Annotated in this window: 20 protein-coding genes; 4 read left to right on the top strand and 16 right to left on the bottom strand. The window is 54.9% G+C overall.

What is annotated here, in order from left to right; translation table 11 throughout:
* Window positions 1-78: 78 nt before the first annotated feature.
* A complete protein-coding gene (locus IEY11_RS02315; protein WP_188885644.1) occupies window positions 79-723 on the top strand; it encodes a hypothetical protein in 645 nt (214 codons plus the stop codon).
* Between the two features lie 66 nt (window positions 724-789).
* Here IEY11_RS02315 and IEY11_RS02310 read toward each other — a convergent pair whose 3' ends face one another.
* Window positions 790-1,275, bottom strand: a complete 486-nt coding sequence (locus IEY11_RS02310) for a phosphate-starvation-inducible PsiE family protein (RefSeq protein ID WP_118478520.1) — start codon at window positions 1,273-1,275, stop codon at window positions 790-792.
* 360 nt (window positions 1,276-1,635) lie between these two features.
* Here IEY11_RS02310 and IEY11_RS02305 point away from each other — a divergent pair, with 360 nt between their 5' ends.
* Both IEY11_RS02305 and IEY11_RS02300 read left to right on the top strand, forming a co-directional pair.
* Window positions 1,636-2,349: a helix-turn-helix transcriptional regulator gene (locus tag IEY11_RS02305; RefSeq protein ID WP_116704584.1), complete on the top strand. Its 714-nt coding sequence runs from the start codon at window positions 1,636-1,638 to the stop codon at window positions 2,347-2,349.
* Between the two features lie 97 nt (window positions 2,350-2,446).
* Complete coding sequence (locus IEY11_RS02300; RefSeq protein WP_188885643.1) at window positions 2,447-3,097, top strand: YczE/YyaS/YitT family protein; 651 nt, start codon at window positions 2,447-2,449, stop codon at window positions 3,095-3,097.
* 284 nt (window positions 3,098-3,381) lie between these two features.
* On the opposite strand, the gene IEY11_RS02295 is transcribed toward IEY11_RS02300, so the two are convergent.
* The 7 genes from IEY11_RS02295 to IEY11_RS02265 all read right to left on the bottom strand — a co-directional run bounded on the left by IEY11_RS02295 (window position 3,382) and on the right by IEY11_RS02265 (window position 8,954).
* The gene (locus IEY11_RS02295) at window positions 3,382-4,191 is read right to left on the bottom strand and encodes a hypothetical protein (protein ID WP_188885642.1); all 810 of its coding nucleotides are present in this window, start codon (window positions 4,189-4,191) and stop codon (window positions 3,382-3,384) included.
* Window positions 4,192-4,283: 92 nt separating this feature from the next.
* Window positions 4,284-5,084, bottom strand: a complete 801-nt coding sequence (locus tag IEY11_RS02290; protein WP_188885641.1) for a hypothetical protein — start codon at window positions 5,082-5,084, stop codon at window positions 4,284-4,286.
* Window positions 5,078-5,782 carry an ABC transporter ATP-binding protein gene (locus tag IEY11_RS02285; RefSeq protein WP_110435051.1) on the bottom strand — a complete coding sequence of 235 codons (705 nt, stop codon included), beginning with the start codon at window positions 5,780-5,782 and terminating at the stop codon, window positions 5,078-5,080. The genes IEY11_RS02290 and IEY11_RS02285 overlap by 7 nt, the downstream gene beginning before the upstream one ends.
* Window positions 5,775-6,152 carry a GntR family transcriptional regulator gene (locus IEY11_RS02280; RefSeq protein WP_117492165.1) on the bottom strand — a complete coding sequence of 126 codons (378 nt, stop codon included), beginning with the start codon at window positions 6,150-6,152 and terminating at the stop codon, window positions 5,775-5,777. The genes IEY11_RS02285 and IEY11_RS02280 overlap by 8 nt, the downstream gene beginning before the upstream one ends.
* Before the next feature lie 823 nt (window positions 6,153-6,975).
* Window positions 6,976-7,908: a tRNA glutamyl-Q(34) synthetase GluQRS gene (gene gluQRS, locus IEY11_RS02275; protein WP_188885640.1), complete on the bottom strand. Its 933-nt coding sequence runs from the start codon at window positions 7,906-7,908 to the stop codon at window positions 6,976-6,978.
* Window positions 7,909-7,920: 12 nt separating this feature from the next.
* Window positions 7,921-8,244, bottom strand: a complete 324-nt coding sequence (locus IEY11_RS02270) for a TfoX/Sxy family protein (RefSeq protein ID WP_188885639.1) — start codon at window positions 8,242-8,244, stop codon at window positions 7,921-7,923.
* The gene (locus tag IEY11_RS02265) at window positions 8,244-8,954 is read right to left on the bottom strand and encodes a flavodoxin family protein (protein WP_188885638.1); all 711 of its coding nucleotides are present in this window, start codon (window positions 8,952-8,954) and stop codon (window positions 8,244-8,246) included. Before IEY11_RS02265 ends, IEY11_RS02270 begins: the two co-directional genes overlap by 1 nt.
* 233 nt (window positions 8,955-9,187) lie before the next feature.
* Here IEY11_RS02265 and IEY11_RS02260 point away from each other — a divergent pair, with 233 nt between their 5' ends.
* On the top strand, window positions 9,188-10,351 hold the full coding sequence (locus tag IEY11_RS02260; RefSeq protein WP_188885637.1) for a glycoside hydrolase family 3 protein: 1,164 nt from the start codon (window positions 9,188-9,190) through the stop codon (window positions 10,349-10,351).
* Window positions 10,352-11,233: 882 nt separating this feature from the next.
* On the opposite strand, the gene IEY11_RS02255 is transcribed toward IEY11_RS02260, so the two are convergent.
* From IEY11_RS02255 to IEY11_RS02220, 8 genes are all read right to left on the bottom strand, one after another.
* Window positions 11,234-11,836: a Type 1 glutamine amidotransferase-like domain-containing protein gene (locus tag IEY11_RS02255; protein WP_118730344.1), complete on the bottom strand. Its 603-nt coding sequence runs from the start codon at window positions 11,834-11,836 to the stop codon at window positions 11,234-11,236.
* 319 nt (window positions 11,837-12,155) lie between these two features.
* Window positions 12,156-13,175: a tRNA (adenosine(37)-N6)-threonylcarbamoyltransferase complex transferase subunit TsaD gene (tsaD, locus tag IEY11_RS02250; protein WP_188885636.1), complete on the bottom strand. Its 1,020-nt coding sequence runs from the start codon at window positions 13,173-13,175 to the stop codon at window positions 12,156-12,158.
* 2 nt (window positions 13,176-13,177) lie between these two features.
* Window positions 13,178-13,633 (bottom strand): GNAT family N-acetyltransferase, encoded by a 456-nt coding sequence (locus tag IEY11_RS02245; protein ID WP_117752299.1) that lies wholly within the window; start codon window positions 13,631-13,633, stop codon window positions 13,178-13,180.
* Window positions 13,634-13,647: 14 nt separating this feature from the next.
* Window positions 13,648-14,079 (bottom strand): ribosomal protein S18-alanine N-acetyltransferase, encoded by a 432-nt coding sequence (gene rimI, locus IEY11_RS02240; RefSeq protein ID WP_118285146.1) that lies wholly within the window; start codon window positions 14,077-14,079, stop codon window positions 13,648-13,650.
* Window positions 14,076-14,507, bottom strand: a complete 432-nt coding sequence (locus IEY11_RS02235; RefSeq protein WP_188885635.1) for a low molecular weight protein arginine phosphatase — start codon at window positions 14,505-14,507, stop codon at window positions 14,076-14,078. The genes rimI and IEY11_RS02235 overlap by 4 nt, the downstream gene beginning before the upstream one ends.
* Window positions 14,508-14,623: 116 nt before the next feature.
* Window positions 14,624-17,257, bottom strand: a complete 2,634-nt coding sequence (polA, locus tag IEY11_RS02230) for a DNA polymerase I (RefSeq protein WP_188885634.1) — start codon at window positions 17,255-17,257, stop codon at window positions 14,624-14,626.
* A 173-nt stretch (window positions 17,258-17,430) separates the two neighbouring features.
* Window positions 17,431-18,129 (bottom strand): TraX family protein, encoded by a 699-nt coding sequence (locus IEY11_RS02225; protein WP_188885633.1) that lies wholly within the window; start codon window positions 18,127-18,129, stop codon window positions 17,431-17,433.
* A gap of 926 nt (window positions 18,130-19,055) precedes the next feature.
* Entirely contained in the window at window positions 19,056-19,214 is a 159-nt protein-coding gene (locus tag IEY11_RS02220) for a FeoB-associated Cys-rich membrane protein (RefSeq protein ID WP_308743850.1), read from the bottom strand.
* Between the last annotated feature and the right edge of the window lie 28 nt (window positions 19,215-19,242).

Genomic DNA, 19,242 nt, shown 5'->3' with positions numbered 1-19,242 from the left:
GTAGTGTTTGTATATTACAAAGGTTTACAAGTGTAGTGTTATGTGGTATACTATCAGAAAAGAAACGGAGCTGAAGTGATGAACCAAACTGTAATTATGGCAATTGTTTTCTCCATCCTTATTATAGGATTATCAATTTTACTAATCAAATTTTGGATTGAATCAATAAATGAAAATGCTAAGGAAGAACAGAAAAACTTAACTCCTTCAAAATATCCTGATGGATTTACATGTACGAGACAGTGGAGAAGATGGCATTTTGACGACACGCATCAAAAAATCTGTGTATTAATGGAAAATATGAAATCAACCCTGACTTTTTCCTTTTCTCAAATAAAGGATGTATCTGTGCTCAGTGATATGACCTCTATGCAAAATGGTAGTCCTGTCGGTCGTGCTATTGTCGGCGGTATCCTCGCAGGCGGTATTGGCGCCATCATCGGTGTTGGCAGTGGCCTGTCAGATTCCGAAGCATGCAAATCCCTGAAAGTTCGCGTTACTCTATTTAACGACCAATTTATTGATGAACCTTTTATTGCTCAGCCTGTTAAAACATCTAGTGCGTTTTACAGAAATATCTGTGCAAGCTGTAGCGAACTGTACAGTACGCTATCTCAGGCCTATTATACTGGTCATCCTGATATTCCAAATCCCGTCGAAGAAAGCCATATTGATCTGACCCAAGAAATCTCACTGCCGGATGACACTTCCAGCAACCAATAAACCACACAAAAACCGCAGCGCCCTCTCGGGCGCTGCGGTTTTCAGGTGATATGCATTTTCCTTATGTCAAATCAATGAGCCAATCTCGGGCGGTTCCGGCTTTTTCGGCTCGTTACAGTTCTCCACGCCGAGAACCTCTGCGCGGATGTCCTCCTCGATCTCCTTCTTGCTGCGGCGGCGGTCCAGACGCGAAATATACAGATACTTCCGGATCACGAACAGGATGCCGATCGACAGCACGGCGATCAGATTCTCGATCGGCGAGGTATGCTCGACGATCATCTGGCGCGCGATGGCGAGGAGCATAACGTCAACCACCGAGTCGATGGTGTAGCTGGTGATCATCTTGATCAGCTCGATGCCGATGATGATCAGGCAGGCCGAGCTCATGCGCGCCTGCAGATACGCCGGATCACCGAACAGCTTGTTCATATCGGTCATGGCGACCATGCCGATACCGGACACGATGCACGCGATCAGGATCACCATGCCAAGGGTGATCTCAACCGCTGTTGCGGCGTTGGAGAGCTTGTCTCGAAAATCAGAATTCATGGCAGTCTCCCTTTCTCTACTCCTCATCTCTTTGCATTCCTCTTTCTGCAGTTTTGTAATTTTTTATCAGCCTGTGTCTCATTCCTTGATATAAATTTAACATAGTTTTTGCGCCTTGTCAATTATTTTAACAAGTTTTGTATGGTTCACTGGTTTCTCACAAGTTTTTTATGCACTTTATCCTCATTTTAGTTATTTTGCATAATAACTTTTTATTTTTGTTGTGAGAAATTATTCGCGTTTATTTTTTGACAAACTTATCATTGTTAAGCTATAATAATATTAGAGTAAACCAATAAAAAGGCAATGCCATGCAATCAAAGGCACTGCAAAGAAAATTCTTTGAAACGGGGTGGGCAAATGGCTAATCCGCTGTTGCAGCACTACATCAAGCTGACAGAATTTCTCGGACAGGCACTTGGACCGGATTATGAGGTTGCTCTGCATGATATGACCGACAAAAACCGCTCCATAGTAGCCATCGCCAACAATCACATCAGCGGCCGGGAGATCGGCGCACCGCTTACCAATGTGGCGCTCAAAATCCTGATGGACAAAAGCTACGAAACGCAGGACTACCGTCTGCACTACTGCGGTCTCTCTGCCGAGGGCAAAACGCTGCGCTCGAGCACAATGTTCATCAAGCACAACGGCAAGCTGGTCGGCATGCTGTGCATCAACTTTGACGACAGCCGGTATTTGGCCGCCAGCGAAAACGTGCTGCGGCTGTGTCATCCGGATATTTTTATCGACGACCATATCGCACCGCAGCAGGCCGAACCCGGTGATCCGTTCCCGCGAGCGGTTCCGGCAACGACCGAGAGCTTCCACAACTCGATCGACGCGGTGGCAGGCGATGCGGTCGGCCGCGAACTCATCCGCCTCGGCGTGACCGCCGACCGTCTCACACCGGACGAGCGCATGCAGATTATTGCTTCGCTTGAAAACGGCGGTATCTTCCTGCTGAAGGGCGCGGTCAAGGATGTGGCTGACGCGCTGCACTGCTCGCAGGCCAGTGTGTACCGCTATCTTTCCCAGATTAAAAAGGACGACAGCAATTCCGCTTCGGAATAACAAGATTAAAACTCAAACGGCAAAACCGGAGCGAAATTCTTCCGATTTTGCCGTTTTACTTTACTTCACTTTAGTCTGATAGCAGGAGGTTGCTCTTATGGTTCAAAATTACATACGTCGGTTGTTCTGGCTGATCCTGGGTGTCGCGGTCAGCTCGGTCGGCATCGCGATGATGCTGCAGGCAAATGTCGGACTTGAGCCGTGGAGCGTGCTGCAGCAAGGCATGTCGCTGCGAACCGGCATGACCTACGGCACGGCGTCCGCTATCGCAGGCGCGGCAGCCATCCTCACGGCCGTGCTCTTCGGTGAGAGCTTCGGTTTAGGCACGATCATCAACATTGCGGGCTGCGCGGTCATAATCGACGCGATTCAGGCGGCGCACCTCATCCCGCAGATGCACGGATTGGTGAGCGGCATTGCCATGCTCATCGGCGGTCTGGAGCTGCTTGCGCTCGGCACCTGGCTCTACATGAAAAGTGCGCTCGGCAGCGGCCCCCGTGACGCGCTGATGGTCGCGCTCGCGCGTAAGTTCGGGCGGTCTGCCGGTGCGTGCCGCGCGGTCGTGGATGTGCTCGTAACGGTCATCGGCTTTTTTCTCGGTGGTCCGGTCGGTGTCGGCACCATTATTTCCGCCGTCGGACTGGGTCCGCTGATCAACCTCAATTTTGCAGCCGTGCGGTTCAAGCCCGCCGAGGTGCATCAGGAAAATGTGGCGGAAACCATTGCGAGAATTACCGGAAAGCGGTAATTCTCCATTTTTCATCATCAATTTCAATTTATTTGTGGTCGCATCTCCGGCACTGAATCATCTCACTCATTGGGTCTGCCCTTTTCTTTTGCATATGCACAAAATTCTCCCGTAAAACACAAAAACCGCCCCGTAGACCGGAGCGGCATTTCCTCAAATACTTCAGCTATTGGGAACGGCGGCTCGGTGCAGCGAGCCGCCGTTTGCAGCTATATTACAGCGCGGCGCCCCGGTTTTGTCAAGTGACAGAACCGGGGCTGTTGTTTTTCACGTTTTTTACAAAATCACACATCCTGCGCCCGATAATACGGAACCGGGTCTGCTGTGCCGAACAGGCCAATCCCATCCATATCCTCGATGAGCAGTGTATCATCGGTTTTGCTGACATACAAATTCAGCCAAATATCGTCGCCGCTATCGGCTATGGACTGACACCAGTCGGGCAGGCTCCCTACCGCCTCGGTATCGTACAGCGTGAACGCAACCGTGTACATATCGTACTGATCGGACGGATACGCCTCCGGATAGTAATACTCGTCGGGGTCATCGTACAGACACCACGCGCTGGCCGTGCTCTTGAACGTGCCGCCGTCCGCCGAGGTATACAGAATCGCCCATTCGTCGTTCGACTGGTCGTAGTGCAGACGGAAGGTGTCGCTGTTATCGATCACCATGCCGCTGTCCGTGCCGAGAATGCTGCTGAGATCCTGCGCCGCATAGCTGTAATCCGAATCGTAATCCGGCGCGGGGGAATTTCCGAAGCTGCTCTCGATTTCCGGCACCAGATCATCCACCACAAACGCGATGAGCGTCGGCACAAGCTGCAGCAGCGCGATAACAATTATCGCAATCACCACACCCTTTGCGCTGTTTTTCTTCGGCTTATCCTTGATGGGACGCGCCTTGCTCTTCGCCGTTTTCGCCGAGCTGCTGTTCTCTATCGTCGGATGATATTCGGTATAGGTCTCACGCGGCTTGCCGCGCCATTTCGGCTCGGGTCTCGTCATGCGGCCCTTGCTGCCCGCGCGTGCGCCGCACATCGGACATACGCGTTCCTCGTCGTCAAAATGGATACCACAGTGCTGACATTTCACAGGACACACCTCCCTTTTACTACCTCCATCATACCAGAGATATACCGTTCAGGCAAGAGAAAAAGGATACACAAGTGTGTATCCTTTTTCTGTTATTCGAGATTGAGCTTGTGCGTGAGAATCCAGCGCGTCACAAGGAAACACACCGCATCGCTGATGAGTTCGAATACGCAGCAGAACCGCAGCATCAGATGCGCCGCATCCATCGGCGTGATGGTCTGCATGGTGCTGTCAAGCCAGCGTACCATCGCATCGGCAAGCGCCTCCGGCATGACATTGCCCCCGCCCATCATCACCAGAAGCAGGAGAACCTGCACTGCGGTAGAAAGAACAACGTACCACACGACCGACATCAGCAGGCGGTGCTTGCCCGCCAGATGGCCGAGCGCCATGCACATATAGACGAACAGCGCCATGTCCGCAATGCCGAGCACCGCCAGCACGAGCAGCTCCAGCCCGAACAGCAGGCCGCCGCTCCGCGCCACACCCTTTATCATATCGACAAACAGGGTGCCGAAGGACATATCGGCAAAAATGCCGATGCTGAGGAACGCCGCGATGCCGCTCAGCGCGATCATAACCACCGCGATAATGGTTTTACTGAGCAAATGCTGCGTCACCGTGACCGGCAGGGTGAACATGAGGTAGCCCTCACTGCCGAGCAGGTTTTTGTAAAAACGCTGGATGAGAATGACAGCCGTTACCACAAACGCCGCCATCATCACGCCCATATAAAGCATGGAGCTGATGGCCGGCAGCATAAAGCCGAACGTGCTGTTCTGCGGGATACTGTACAGCAGATGCGTGACGAACGACATGAGAATCAGCACGCCGTACAGCGGCAGACAGATACGCGCACAGGCTTTCCACTCATATTTCAACAGCTTTAACATGCAAACACCTCCCGGAACAGTGCGTCAACCGATTTTCCGTGTTCCTCGCGGATATGGTCAACCGTATCGTGCAGCACCATCGCGCCTTCCTTGAGGAAAATGACCTCATCGAGTACACGCTCCACATCCGCGATGAGGTGCGTAGACAGCAGAACGGACGCGTCCTCGCTGTAATTCGAGAGAATGGTGCTCAGAATGTAGTCGCGCGCCGCCGGATCAACACCCGCGATCGGCTCATCGAGCACATACAGCTGCGCCTTGCGGCTCATGGTGAGGATGAGCTGCACCTTCTCCTGATTGCCCTTGCTGAGCGTTTTCAGGCGGCTGAGCGGGTCGATCTGCAGCGAATCCAGCATGTCGGTTGCCTTTACGCGGTCAAAATCCGTGTAAAAATCCGCAAAGAACGAAATCAGGTCGTTGACCTTCATCGCATCGTTGAGATAGTTTTTGTCGGGCAGATAGCTGATGATGCTGTGCGTGTAGGTGCCCGGCGCCTGACCGTCAATGAGCACCGAGCCGCTTGTCGGCTGCAGCAGACCGTTCAGCAGCTTGATAGTCGTTGTTTTGCCTGAGCCGTTCGGGCCGAGCAGACCGATAAACTGTCCGCGGCCGAGCGTCAGATTCAGATTATTGAGCGCGGTCTTTTTACCGTAGTTTTTTGTCAGTCCCTGACAGATAACCAGTTCGTTGTTATCCATTGTTCTTCTCCTCCCCACTGCGTTTCTCCAGAAGCGCCACAATGTCCTGCTCGGTGAAGCCAAGCTGGCTCATGCCGGACAGAAATTCCGTGATGCGCTCTCCTGCGATTTGCTCTCTTACCTTACCAATCATTTCTCTGTCCTCCGTTACATAGCGTCCGCTCGTGCGGTTGGTGAACATCAGGCCTTCGCGCTCCATTTCCGCAAGCGCACGCTGCATGGTGTTCGGGTTGACACCCGCCTGAGCCGCCAGCTCGCGCACCGGCGGTACCTTTTCACCCGCCGCAAGCTGTCCGCTGACGATCTGCTCGGTCAGTTTTTCCACAAGCTGTTGATAGATCGGACGATCCCCCCGCAATTCCCATTGCATAAGCTCTCTCCTTTCGTTTTATTGTACTATGATAATAATACAAGCATACAGATTTGTCAAGACCTGTTTGTAAATATTTTTCCGGTGCAAATTGAGAATTGAAAATGGAGAATGGAGAATTATTGTGATGGGCGAATCGGTGTTTAATAATTGAATTTATGAAAATCGAAACCAAATTCACATTTTACAACATCGGCATTATCTCACGATAGGTATTCGTAGGGTGCGACGACCTCGGCGCACCGTATCAAACGGTTGGTACAATTTATCCCGTAGGGGCGAACAGTGTTCGCCCACACACGACCAACGATAACGCCGATTTTGGGCGCACACTGTGCGCCCCTACGGTTATGCGTGTGCAGATAATTTACACGGCGGGGCACCCCAGGGTGGCTTCTCTTGCCCTTACGGGCAATTCACCTTCTGAGGGCACCCCGCCCTACAGTATAATATTGTATTATGGTATGTTGGTTAAACCATTGGATAAAATGTATCCCGTAGGGTGCGACGACCTCGGCGCACCGTATCAAACGGTTGGTACAATCTGTATTCGGATACGTGCCCATTTAACCATATCGTGGGCGGCCAATGACCGCCCCTACGGGATAACCGTTGCAGATGAATTTACATGCGGTGCGCCGGGGTCGTACCCCAGGGCACCTTCTCTTGCCCTTCGGGCAATTCACCTTGGCGCACCCTACGGTAAATATTGTGCAAGTGATAAAATTTGTACCACAAAATCAAATGCAAACGATATGCACCCGATAAAAAAACGGAGAACGGAAAACCCTAACGGTAATTCTCCATTCTCCATTTTTCATTCTCAATTCTTCTCGATATCTCGAAACACGTTCGGCAAATAGAGTTCATGCTTCGGAATCTTCTCCCACGAAAACGCTTTGACGAGTTCCTTCGCGGAGACCGGCTCTGCGGTGTCGGTCAGTCCTGCGGCGCAGGCGAGTGCGCCGATGACCTGCTCAGGTGTGAATTTCTCCCGCAGAAGGCCGAGGTCGAGGTCCTCATCGCGCTTGGACAGGCGGCGTCCGTCATGGTCGCACAGCAGCGGGATATGGATGAAGTTCGGCGGCGTGAAGCCGAACAGCTCATACAGCCAGATCTGGCGCGGCGTACTGCCGATGAGATCGTGCCCGCGCACGACCTCGGTCACGCCGGACAGGCCGTCATCCACCACGACCGCCAGCTGATACGCGAACACGCCGTCCGACCGCCGGATGATGAAGTCGCCGCACTCCTCGGTGAGCGTTTCGGTATACTCGCCGTACACGCCGTCCGTGAACGTGATGGTGCGCTCGGGCACGCGCACGCGCGTTGCAGGCGCACGCTTTCTGCGCTTTTCGGCCACTTGCTCGGGTGTCAAATCGCGGCAGGTTCCGGCGTAGACCACCCTGCCGTCCGACAGGTGCGGCGCGCTTGCGGCGTGCAGGGCCGCTCTCGAGCAGAAACACGGATACAGCAGACCTTTTTCGCGCAGAATCGCCTCATATTTCTCGTAAACAGCCGTGCGCTCGGACTGATACGGGATTTCGCCGTCCCAGTCTAACCCTAACCACCGCAGGTCGTCGATAATTAAATCCGCAAAGCTGCGCGGACAGCGCATTTCGTCCAAATCCTCAATCCGCAGCAGAAATTCGCCGTTCTGCTGCCGCGCACTCAGCCATGCCAGCAGCGCGCACAGCACGTTGCCGAGGTGCATGCGGCCGCTCGGACTGGGTGCAAAACGTCCGATGGTGTGCATGTTTTTCACTCCTTATTGCTTTTTCTTCTTGGGTTTCGGTGCCGGAAGTTCGTCATACATGGCACGCAGCAGCTTCTGCAGGAAGGCGGCATCGTCGGTTTTTGTCACCCGCAGCATGGGTTTTGCGCCGTCATACGGAAATTCATAAGGCGCATCCGGAAGGCAGCTTATCGCAGCTTTGACCGGTTTGACCAGCAGGCGGTTATCGTAAATTCCACCGACGATTCTGCCGTTGTAATAGAGTATGTACTCCCCCATCATGGGTCGATGCGTTACGCCGTCCAGTCCGGACAGGCGGTCTAATATTTCCGCGAGAAATTCTTTTGTGGTTGCCATTATCGTCCTCTTTTCCAAGGTTTCCCCGTCACATAGCCTTTTTGATACCAGTATTCATCGTCAACGGGATTCATTTTGCGCTTTTTATGGAACAGGCGGTACATGTAAAACAGGCTTCTGACCTTCGCGCACGGCGTGACATTTCCGGCATTTTTCTGAATGACAGAAACCGTTTTCTCCACCTTTTGCTGAATTTTGTGCATGAAATTCTCGGGCATGCTGCTCCAGTCGTATCCCCAGACGGCCTGCGTGATAACGTGCGTGCGGCCGATGCCCCAGTAGTTCATGCTGTCGCGCAAATCCCGGACGGTGGATTTCATGCCGCCGCCCGCTGCGGTCGTGATGATGAGCGCCTGCTTGCACATCAGCGACAGGTCGGGACGGTGCACCAGCCAGCGGTACGCAAAGTGGTCGAGCAGGGTCTTGACCTGCCCCGGAATATGATAAACGTAGGTCGGCGCACAGAAAATGATCAGCTCAGAGTCGTCAATCGCGGCGATGAGCTTCTGCATGTATTCGTGCCCGCCGCACTTGTCCTCGCGGCCGTTCATGCATGCATAGCAGCCCGCGCAGACATGCGGCATATCCTGCGGCAGATAAAATTCGTGCAGCGTGCCGCCCGAAAGCAGGCGGTCGAGCACCATCTGTGCAATGCCGTAGGTGGACGATTTGGTTTTCCGTTTGTGCGGATAGAGTATGGTTATGTTCATAGTGAACATCCTTTCTTGTGTAGAACAAATGACAGGATTAGGGATTTCCGTTTTGTGAGTGAACACGGTTCGCCCTTGCGGTTGCACATATGCAGATAATTGACGAGTGACACGCTCTCCGCTCTCACGCATCCTCCTGCCTTAAACTCCTACCTTGTAATATTACCACATTCACCCTATGCTTTACAACTCCCCTGCTTTCTTGTATAATGTAGGCAAACGAGGTGACACACATGAAAAAACGAATGCTTGCGCTGCTGCTGGGTCTGCTCTGCACTGGACTGTCGGCCTGCGGCAGCACGGACACCGCCGCAAAGGACGAAACGCCGTCCGCGCCGACCGTCGAGCAGCCCGAGCCGGAACCCACGCCGGAGGAGGTCCGCCGGACGGCGGCGGAGCAATATGCGGACGGCCTGACGCTCGAGGAGCAGGTCGCGCAGATGTTCTTCGTGCGCTGTCCGGAGACCGACGCGGCGGCGCTGACGGCGCAGTACGACATCGGCGGCTATCTGCTGTTTGCGCGCGATTTTGACGGCCAGACTAAAGAATCCGTCGCAAATACCATCACAGCCTACCAGAATGCCGCGAAAACGCCCATGCTCATCGGCGTAGACGAGGAAGGCGGCACGGTCGTGCGCGTCAGCTCCAACCCGAATCTGCGCGGCACGAAATTCCAGTCACCGCAGGCGCTGTACCGCGAGGGCGGCTTTGACCGCATCACGAGCGACACCGCCGAGAAGGACGCGCTGCTGCGCGATTTGGGTATCAACGTCAATTTTGCGCCCGTGTGCGACGTTTCGACCGACCCGAGCGATTTCATTTACGCGCGCAGCTTCGGCATGGACGCCGAGCAGACCGGCGAATACGTCCGCACAGTGGTCACGCAGATGGTCAGCGACAAGACCGGCATGGTGCTCAAGCACTTCCCCGGCTACGGCAATAACGCGGACACGCACACCGGCATCGCCATTGACGAGCGGCCGATGGACACCTTCCGGCAGTCGGATTTCCTGCCGTTTCAGGCGGGCATTGCGAGCGGGGCGCAGTCGATTCTCGTCAGCCATAATGTGGTAACGTGCATGGATGCCGACCGACCGGCGTCGCTCTCAGCCGAGGTGCACCGCATTCTCCGCGAGGAACTCGGCTTTGACGGCGTAATCCTGACCGATGACCTGATCATGGACGCCATCCGCGATTACACCGGCGGCGAAAACGCGGCGGTGCTTGCCGTACAGGCGGGCAATGATATGCTCACCTCGTCGGATTTCGAGACCCAGTACAACGCCGTGCTTGCTGCCGTGCAGGACGGCACGATTCCTGAGTCACAGATTCACGCTTCCTCCGTGCGCGTCATCGACTGGAAAATGCAGCTTGGACTGATTTCCTATGACGCGTAAACAACAGAGTCCCGGCCTTGTCGCTTGACAAAGCCGGGACTCTGCGCTATAATCTTAAGTACAAACGGCGGCCTGCTGGTAACGGGCGGTCGTTCCCCATAGTTAAGTGTTTGAGGAAACGCCGCTCCGGTTACGGGGCGGTTATTTCTTTATGTATCCTAAGATACCAAAGACGATCGTGGTGATCAACTGAAACAACAGCAGTGTTTCGGAAATTGACATCCGGATCACCTCCCTTTTTATCGAGGGAGGAACAACCTTTTTTCACCGTTTGCACTTTGATTATAGCATGCGTGTCATATTGTGTCAATCAACCGTCTTTTCAGACGGTTTTTATTTTTTTGCTGCAAGAGACGGACGCATGTATCCGTCTTTTTTCTGTCATGAAATGCAAAAAACCGCCCCAAAAGGCGGCTTATTGACAGATTTCGATTGTATATGCTATAATCGAAACGGACAAGTTCACATAGCGGTCAGACCCTCTTTCCTTTCCCGCTGTCTGCGGCAGGAAGGAGGTGGCGCGAATGCGGAAAAAGGCATTTCAGCTTTTCGTATGTACAGTAATCCTGCTGTACATCTTCTGTATAAAAGCGCGATGACCGCTCGTCTGACTCACGAACGGTCATCATAACAAATTTCGATGACTGAGGGTCTGACTGCTGAACAGTGTCCTCTTGGGTATATTATACCCGAGCAGCCCCGGCTTTGTCAAGCGACAAGGCCGGGGTTCCCTTTTACCTTTTGTGTTGATATAAGCCTATCCGCCAATCCCTCCGTCGATTTGACGGAACTCTAAGCATAGGAAAAGGAGCAAGGTGGGTTTTAACCTTGCTCCTATCGGTCAGAATATGCTATTCAGTTCAACAAACTGGAATTTTCAAATTAGTCGTTGCAAATAACCTTTGAATCTTCACCATCAATTACAATTCCCTGACGGTTGTTAATTGGGCATAGATTCAAATCCGAAAACTCAGTCATTATTTTCTCGGTAACTTTCTTAAATGGTGCTGTAAGATAATGCGGAAGAACATAGAAATCAATCAAATCAATCCCTGCATCATCTTCTTGTGAGTAGTCCTCCGGCTTTTCATCCATTTGCTCGATATATTGGATGCTTGGAGCGCATATAATTGCGCCTGCCGACTCACCGATCATCAATTTTCCATTTGCCAATTCCTTTTTCAGCAGTCCATCAGTTCCCGTTTTACGGAGCTGGTCCATAAGAAAGAAAGAATTTCCGCCGGTAAAATATATCACATCTGCTTCTTCAAAAACAGACTGTATCGTTGAATAAGCCTCCGTTGAAATATCAATTTCAGTTACGATCGCTCCCAACTTTTTGAATAATTTTCGAGCCGAGCCGACATAACCGGTGTAGCCTTCACGCAGTGAAGCTGTTGGAATAAATGCGACTTTCTTATTTTCAATTTCTTCCTTTATCAGGCTTCCTACACTTGAAAAGTGCGAACATAAAAATAATTTCATCAATATTCTCCTTTATAAATTTCGATTTTTATATTTGATTATAAAATAGATGTCTGCTGTTTGCAATGTATATTTATAAGCTCATTTCCCATAAGTACACAATTCTGAAAAGAGAGAATTCTTTTGTATCATACAATATTTTTGTGCTTCTTTCGAGGCATGAAAAGATGCCGAAGCTGCCTTCGGCATCTTTTTTGGTATCCAGTATCGGTTATGTGCGTGATTTAGTGAAATCACCGGAGTTATACCCCATCAACACAAAGGGGAAAAGGGACGGCCGGGGTTTTGCTATGCAGACGAAGTGCATGCTCAATTCATCTCAATCGCAGATATTCTTTCCGATATCCGCGGTCGCGTAGGCATTCTGCAGGGTTTTGCCGCGGGTGCCCGCCTGATACTCATAATACGCCTGACTGCCGATCATGGCGGCGTTATCGCCGCACAGGTGCAGCGGCGGCATAAACAGCTGTACGTGCTCGCGCTTTGCCATGTCCTGCAGGGCCGCCCGCAGGAAGGAATTCGCTGCCACGCCGCCCGCACACACAACGCGCCGCGCATGCGTCTGCTTGACGGCCATCTCGAGCCGCGGCACGAGCGTATGTACGACAGCCGCGCAGAACGAGGCCGCAAGGCCGTTCCGGTCGATGGTTTCGCCCTTCTGCTCGGCGTTGTGCGCCAGATTGATGACCGCCGTTTTGAGTCCCGAGAAGGAGAAATCCAGCGGCGCATCCTTGATGTGCGAATCCGGCAGCTTGTACATTTTCGGGTCGCCGTCCTGCGCCAGCTTGTCGATCTTCGGGCCGCCCGGATAGCCGACACCGAGCACGCGGGCGACTTTATCGAACGCCTCGCCTGCTGCGTCGTCGCGTGTGCCGCCGAGGATTTCAAACTCGGTGTAGCTTTTCACCATCACGATCTCGCTGTGGCCGCCGGACGCAATCAGTGTCAAAAACGGCGGTTTCAGCTCCGGATACGCCAGATAAGTAGCCGCAATGTGTCCTCGGATGTGGTGCACCGGAATGAACGGCTTGTTCATCGCAAAGGCGAGCGACTTGCCGAAGTTCGCGCCGACGAGCAGCGCACCGATCAGTCCGGGCGCACAGGTCGCGGCAACCGCGTCCACATCGTGCTTGTCCATTTCCGCGTCCTTGAGCGCCTGCTCGGTCACGCGCACGACCGCCTCCATGTGCCGCCGAGACGCGATTTCCGGCACAACGCCGCCGTACAGCGCGTGCGTGGCGATCTGCGTGTCCACCACGCTCGACAGGATTTTTCGTCCGTCCTCGGTGACGGCTGCCGCCGTTTCATCGCACGAGGACTCGATTGCAAGTATTTTCATGGTTAATCTCCTAAATTTTTCTCAAAGCACAGGCAGTTTTCCGCGCCCGCCGGACTGCCGTAGTACGGAATGACGCGATAGCCGAGCTTGGTGTACAGCGCCGCCGAATCCTCGGTCGTGCGGGCGGTCTCGAGGATGGCCTTGGTGAAGCCGTGCTTTGCCGCGTCCTGCTCGAGAGCCGCAATGACCGCGCTCGCAACGCCCTTTCGGCGGAACGCCGGCGCGATGTAAATGCGCTTGACCTCGAATGTCCCCTCGTCGATCTTCTTCCACGCGCCGCAGCCTGCGGGCTTGCCGTCCTCGTACGCAACGATGCGGCAGTTAAACAGATGCGGCAGGTTGTACTTGGCGTAGCGCTTCTCCACCTCACCGACGAGCATGAAATAATACTCGTCCAGCGCAGCGGTCAGGTCGTGAAAATCCCTGTTTTCCGCGTCAACAAAGCGAAGCTCCAGCATGGCAAAATCCTCCTTCAAATCAGTGAAATCGTCATTAAAACCGCGTTTTCTGCGGGATTGCTGTAAAAATTCTTCCGTTTCCCGACCGGTGCAAATCCGGCTCCGGTGTAGAGCGCTATCGCCGGTGCATTGCTCTCGCGTACCTCGAGCGTCACAAACGCCAGCTTGTTTTCTCCGGCTTTCGCTGTCAGCTCGGCAATCAGCGCCCGCGCGATACCCTGCCGCCGGAAGTCGGGCGACACGGCAACATTGGTAATATATCCCTCGTCGAGCACGGTCTGGCAGCCAACGTAACCCGCCGTTCTGCCGTCCTGCTCCGCCACAAGAAAGATGCCCTTGCCCAGCTCCTCGCGCAGCATGTTTTCGCTCCACGGCGCGTGAAAGCACGCGCGCTCGATCTCCGCCAGCGCCGCGAGATGGCGCTCCTGCATCACGACAATGTTCATCGGCTCAGGTTCTTGATGACCGCCTGCACGCCCTTGTCGATCTCGGCGGCAGAACGGCGGTAGGTGGCGAGATCGCCGCCGAACGGGTCGGAAATGTCCTCGGGCAGCAGTGTGAAAATCTTGTCCGCGCAGTCCGGGAACAGTTCGCACAGGCGGTCGTAGTGCGCGCCGGTCATGCAGACCAGATACTTCGCGCCGCGCGCCATCTCGGCGGTCAGCTGACGCGAGCGGTGCGCCGAAATATCCGCGCCGCGTTCTCCGGCTGCGGCAACCGCGTTCGCGGAAGCCGGAAGGCCGTTTTCGGTGTATAATCCGGCAGAAGCCGCCGTTAAACCGGTCTTTTCCTCGCCGTTATGTGCGCGGAAGAAGCCTTCCGCCATCGGGGAACGGCAGGTGTTGCCGGTGCAAATGAATATAATCTGTTCCATTGTATTTCACTCTCAACTTTATAATTGAGAATGGAGAATTGAGAATGCCGCTATCCTTGCGCGAGTTCCGTCCGTGCTGCGCACCGCACATCAATTCTCCATTCTCCATTTTCCATTTATTTCGCATCGTACCAGCTGTGCCCCGCCTTGGCCTCTGCCACGAGCGGTGCATCCATCTGGAATGCGTGCTCCATCTCCTCGGTGAGCAGGTGCATAGCGGTTTCCTGCTCGTCCTTCGGTGCTTCGAGGATAAGTTCGTCATGCACCTGGAGAATCAATCGGCTCTGCAGACCGTCTCTCAGCAGGCGGTCGCGGACGCGTACCATGGCGATTTTGATGATATCCGCGGCGGTGCCCTGAATTGGGGTATTCATCGCGACACGCTCACCGAACGAGCGCATATTGAAGTTCTTGCTCTTCAGCTCGGGCAGCGCGCGGCGGCGGCCGAACAGCGTGGAAACGTAGCCCTGCTCCCTGCCGGTCTGCTTGATGTCCTCCATATATTTCTTCACGCCCGGATAGGTGTCGAGGTAGGTTTTGATAAACTCACCCGCCTCTTTGCGCGTCACGCCGATATCCTGCGCGAGTGAGAAATCCGAAATGCCGTACACGATGCCGAAGTTGACCGCCTTGCACGAGGAGCGCATCTGCGGCGTGACCTCCTCAAGCGGCACATGGTAGACCTTAGCAGCCGTTGCGGCGTGAATATCCTGCCCGTGCCGGAAGGCTTCGATCATGTGCTCGTCCTGCGAGATATGCGCGAGCACGCGCAGCTCAATCTGCGAATAATCCGCGTCGATCAGGACGTGATTTTCGTCCGGTGCGACAAACATGCGGCGCAGTTCGCGGCCAAGCTCGGTGCGAACCGGAATATTCTGCAGATTCGGGTCGGTCGAGGACAGGCGTCCGGTGGCGGTCACGGTCTGCTGAAAATGCGTGTGAATGCGTCCGTCCACCGGACTGATGACCTTGAGAAGTCCCTCAACGTAGGTGCTTTTCAGCTTGGTCAGCTTGCGGTACTCGAGAATGCGCGGCACGATCGGGTGGTCCTCCGCGATACGCTCAAGCACCTCAACGTTGGTGGAATAGCCTGTTTTTGTCTTTTTCGGGGCGTGCAGGCCGAGTTTCTCGAACAGCACCTCGCCCAGCTGCTTGGGACTGTTGATGTTGAACTCGCCGTCCGCGTCATGATAAATCTGCTCGGTCAGGTCGCGGATACGCACGTCCAGCTTGTCACCGAAGGCACGCAGCTCGTCCGGCTCGACCGCACAGCCCGCCGCTTCCATCTCAGCCAGCACGCGCAGGAGCGGCAGCTCGATTTCGTAGTACAGCTTTCGCATGCCGAGCTGCTCGATCCGGTCAGCCGCCTCGGCGTAAATGGCGCGCAGCGCACCGACATGCTGCGCCACGGCCTTCTCGGTGTCCTCCTGACCGCCGAGCAGCGAAACCGCCGCCGGATCGTCCAGATCCAGCTCCGGCAGCTCGGCATTGCAGTACGCGAGCGCAAGGCGCGGCAGGTCGTAGCCGGACTGGGTCGGGTCGAGCAGGTACGCCGCGATGGCGGTGTCAAACACGATGCCCTTCGGGTCCATGCCGCGCTGCAGCAGCGCCCGCACGGCGGCCTTCGCATCGTGCAGCACAAGCGACAGCGTGCCGTCGAACAGGCGGCGCAGAATGTCGTTCCACGCGTCACCGAAGCTCTCCGCGAACAGGATATGCGCCGTGTCGCCGTCCAGCAGGCAAACTGCACCTAAGGTTTCCGGCACGATGGCGTACACGCGGTCGCAGTCGGTCAGCGAATCCATTAAGTTGAACGCTTCGAGCACATTCTCCACTCGTTCTGTTTTCAGCTCCGGCAGACGTGGCGCAGACACGCTCTCGCCCGAAAGGTCAAACCGCTTGATGAAATTCTTGAACTCCAGCCGGGTCAGCAGGTCGTAGAGCGCGGTCTCGTCGATGTCCTGCGCGGGCAGGTGCTCCACATCGAGGTCGAGTGGCACGTTGCGGTCGATGGTGGCAAGCCAGAAGCTGTCCTTCGCGGACTGCTCGCCGTTCTGCAGCTTGGTGCGCGCGCCCTTTTTGATGCGCTCGTCCTCGATATTCGCGTACACGCCGTCGAGCGTGCCGAAGTCGTGCAGGAGCTGCATGGCGGTCTTTTCACCGATACCGGGCACGCCCGGGATATTGTCCGACGAATCGCCCATGAGCGCCTTGAGGTCAATCAGGCGAATCGGGTCGAAGCCGTATTTCTCGCGGAAAGCGGCGGTGTCATAGGTCTGGTAGGTGGTCTGTCCCATGCGGGTGGAGACCAGCATAACGGTCGTGCCGCCGCCGACCAGCTGCAGGCTGTCGCGGTCACCGGTTACGACCACGCAGGTGTCGCCGTGCTCGTCCGCACGGCGGCTGATCGTGCCGAGCAGGTCGTCGGCCTCGTAGCCCGCCAGCTCGCAGCGGGTAACGCCCAGGGCATCGAGCACCTGCTTTGTAATCGGCAGCTGCGCCACCAGCTCATCCGGCATGCCCTTGCGGGTGGCCTTGTAGGTGTCGAATTTGAGGTGGCGGAAGGTTTTCTCCTTCACGTCAAAGCAGACGATGGTGCGGTCGGGCTGCTCCTCGTCCTGCAGTTTGAACAGCGTAGCCAGAAAGCCGTAAACCGCGTTGGTGGGCAGTCCCTCGTGGTTGGTCAGCTGCCGGATGCCGTAGAACGCGCGGTTCAATATGCTGTTGCCGTCTATCACCATGATTTTCATGTGTATTTTCCTCGCTCATTTATACATTATATATAGTATACCACAGTGGCTGCTAAACGTTAAGTTTAACGTAAATTTTTATGCCACTGGTGGTATACGCCATTCAATCATTTATAATAGCCGAATGAGGCTATTATACCACAATTTCCGCTGTACTTCCACTGTTCGAGCGGTTATCCTGCCGCGGCTTCAAGCGCCATCTGCAATGCGCCGATGACCGCCAGATGGGCAGGATAGTAAGTATAGAAAAAGTGCTTCATTTTCCATTTGCCGCGCTCATTGCCGAGCAGCAAAATCGGGAAGATCGCCAGCACGCAGAAGCGCTGCACGCCGCCCATCACACCGGCAAGCGCCAGCAGACCGACCGCAAAGCCGAGCCGCTCGCCGATGACCGGCGGAATGTCGGCGAACACGCGCTCCCAGAGCAGACGTCCGGCTTCGGCGTACAGCGGCAGCAGCACGCCGGCGAAGCCGTAGTCGATGTAGACCGTCCGGCACAGCAGGTAAAATACGGCGGCAAGCGCGGCTGTGAGCACGAGAAAGCGCAGTTTTCCGCTGCTTTTCCACGCCTCCATACCGTACAGCAGCAAAATGGACATACTCAGCGTGATGAGCGCGTTGCCGTAGAAGCTGCCGAACGGCAGGAACGCGATAACGCACACTGCGCCGCACGCGAACACGCTGCCGAAGTATCGGGCTTTGTTCCGCGTATAGCGGCAGCCCTCTGCAATGCAGTAGGAGAACAGCGGAAACGCCAGCCGTCCGATCACGCGCAGCCACACCGCCTGTGGAAACAGCGCCGCGCCAATGTGGTCGAGCGTCATGCACACGATCGCAAAAATCTTCAGTTGGTTCTTGGTCAGCAGTTTCACGCGCGTTCGCCACCTTTATGTATCAATTATAGCACGCCGAGTGGGAAAGGCAAAGGGCGTTTTCGAGGATAGCGAAGCGGTCGCAGGCACCGGCTTTGCGGTGTGCCCGAACCGCGCAGGCGGTTCGCCATTTCCGGGCGGGGATTTCGCCGTGAACCACGACGGGGACATTGCGCCGTCCGGCGCGGGGACTGCGGCACTCGCCGCGGGAGCTGCGGCACTCGCCGCGGGAGCAAAAAGGAAGGGACACCCATGGTTTCCCTTCCTCTTTGAACTCCTACCTTTCCTTCGAGGGCTTGGGTGCAAATGGTAGACTGCGTAAGCAGGAAAAGGAACGACAGTCGGGTTACACTTCCGTAGGGGCGCGCATTGCGCGTCCATTTCTCTACCTCTACGCAGTGTCGGATACCGCACTGCTACACATACGATTTACTTCCAGCAGGGCGCGGCATAACAGTGCCGCGCAACATTTTTACCTGTGCTGATTATCCACGTCCTGCGGTTGTAGCCGGTTGGCACTTGCAATCGGTTTGCGCGGCACTGTCATGCCGCGCCTGCGCAGACCCAAATTGGATGTAGCAGTACGGCAGCCGAAATGCGGAAAGGTGTTATACCACGCGGTAGTAAAAATCCTCTGCCGTTCCCCTTTTCCTGCTTACGCAGTCTACCATCTGCACCCAAGCCCTTGAGGGAAAAGGGGAGATTCACAAGAGGGTGGAAAACCGCAGGTTGTCTACCCTCTTGTGCGCCCGCCGCGCGTAGCGGCACTCCCCGTCGTGGTTCACGGCAAAACTCTCCGCCCGGAAAGGACAAACCGCCTGCGCGGTTCGGGCACACCGCAAAAGCTCTGCCTGCGAAGCCCTGTCCGAGAGTACGATCTTAACGCAAAAACCGCCCCGCAAAGCGGGACGGTTTTAGAGAGGTGTTTACTTTTTCTTGTCCGGAGGCGCTGTGTGATGACAGCTGCCGCCGCAATGTGCGCAATCGCCGCCGCAGCCGCCGGACTTCTTGACGAAGACCGAACGAACCGCAAAGAACACGACAGCCACTACGATCAAAACCAGAATTACATCACCAATACTCATGGTAAAAGCCTCCTTTCAAATACGGAAG

This window comes from Butyricicoccus faecihominis, from assembly GCF_014648015.1.
Lineage (GTDB): Bacteria > Bacillota > Clostridia > Oscillospirales > Butyricicoccaceae > Agathobaculum > Agathobaculum butyriciproducens.
This window is presented reverse-complemented; position numbering and strand designations above follow the sequence as displayed.

What these genes read in the sequence shown, in the direction of transcription:
- IEY11_RS02285 (WP_110435051.1), bottom strand. Translation starts at nt 5,782, where the DNA reads ATGGATAACAACGAACTGGTTATCTGTCAGGGACTGACAAAAAACTAC.
- IEY11_RS02270 (WP_188885639.1), bottom strand. Translation starts at nt 8,244, where the DNA reads ATGGCAACCACAAAAGAATTTCTCGCGGAAATATTAGACCGCCTGTCC.
- polA (WP_188885634.1), bottom strand. Translation starts at nt 17,257, where the DNA reads ATGAAAATCATGGTGATAGACGGCAACAGCATATTGAACCGCGCGTTC.
- IEY11_RS02245 (WP_117752299.1), bottom strand. Translation starts at nt 13,633, where the DNA reads ATGCTGGAGCTTCGCTTTGTTGACGCGGAAAACAGGGATTTTCACGAC.
- IEY11_RS02235 (WP_188885635.1), bottom strand. Translation starts at nt 14,507, where the DNA reads ATGGAACAGATTATATTCATTTGCACCGGCAACACCTGCCGTTCCCCG.
- IEY11_RS02310 (WP_118478520.1), bottom strand. Translation starts at nt 1,275, where the DNA reads ATGAATTCTGATTTTCGAGACAAGCTCTCCAACGCCGCAACAGCGGTT.
- IEY11_RS02305 (WP_116704584.1), top strand. Translation starts at nt 1,636, where the DNA reads ATGGCTAATCCGCTGTTGCAGCACTACATCAAGCTGACAGAATTTCTC.
- IEY11_RS02220 (WP_308743850.1), bottom strand. Translation starts at nt 19,214, where the DNA reads ATGAGTATTGGTGATGTAATTCTGGTTTTGATCGTAGTGGCTGTCGTG.
- rimI (WP_118285146.1), bottom strand. Translation starts at nt 14,079, where the DNA reads ATGAACATTGTCGTGATGCAGGAGCGCCATCTCGCGGCGCTGGCGGAG.
- IEY11_RS02315 (WP_188885644.1), top strand. Translation starts at nt 79, where the DNA reads ATGAACCAAACTGTAATTATGGCAATTGTTTTCTCCATCCTTATTATA.
- IEY11_RS02265 (WP_188885638.1), bottom strand. Translation starts at nt 8,954, where the DNA reads ATGAACATAACCATACTCTATCCGCACAAACGGAAAACCAAATCGTCC.
- gluQRS (WP_188885640.1), bottom strand. Translation starts at nt 7,908, where the DNA reads ATGCACACCATCGGACGTTTTGCACCCAGTCCGAGCGGCCGCATGCAC.
- IEY11_RS02260 (WP_188885637.1), top strand. Translation starts at nt 9,188, where the DNA reads ATGAAAAAACGAATGCTTGCGCTGCTGCTGGGTCTGCTCTGCACTGGA.
- IEY11_RS02280 (WP_117492165.1), bottom strand. Translation starts at nt 6,152, where the DNA reads ATGCAATGGGAATTGCGGGGGGATCGTCCGATCTATCAACAGCTTGTG.
- IEY11_RS02255 (WP_118730344.1), bottom strand. Translation starts at nt 11,836, where the DNA reads ATGAAATTATTTTTATGTTCGCACTTTTCAAGTGTAGGAAGCCTGATA.
- IEY11_RS02300 (WP_188885643.1), top strand. Translation starts at nt 2,447, where the DNA reads ATGGTTCAAAATTACATACGTCGGTTGTTCTGGCTGATCCTGGGTGTC.
- tsaD (WP_188885636.1), bottom strand. Translation starts at nt 13,175, where the DNA reads ATGAAAATACTTGCAATCGAGTCCTCGTGCGATGAAACGGCGGCAGCC.
- IEY11_RS02290 (WP_188885641.1), bottom strand. Translation starts at nt 5,084, where the DNA reads ATGTTAAAGCTGTTGAAATATGAGTGGAAAGCCTGTGCGCGTATCTGT.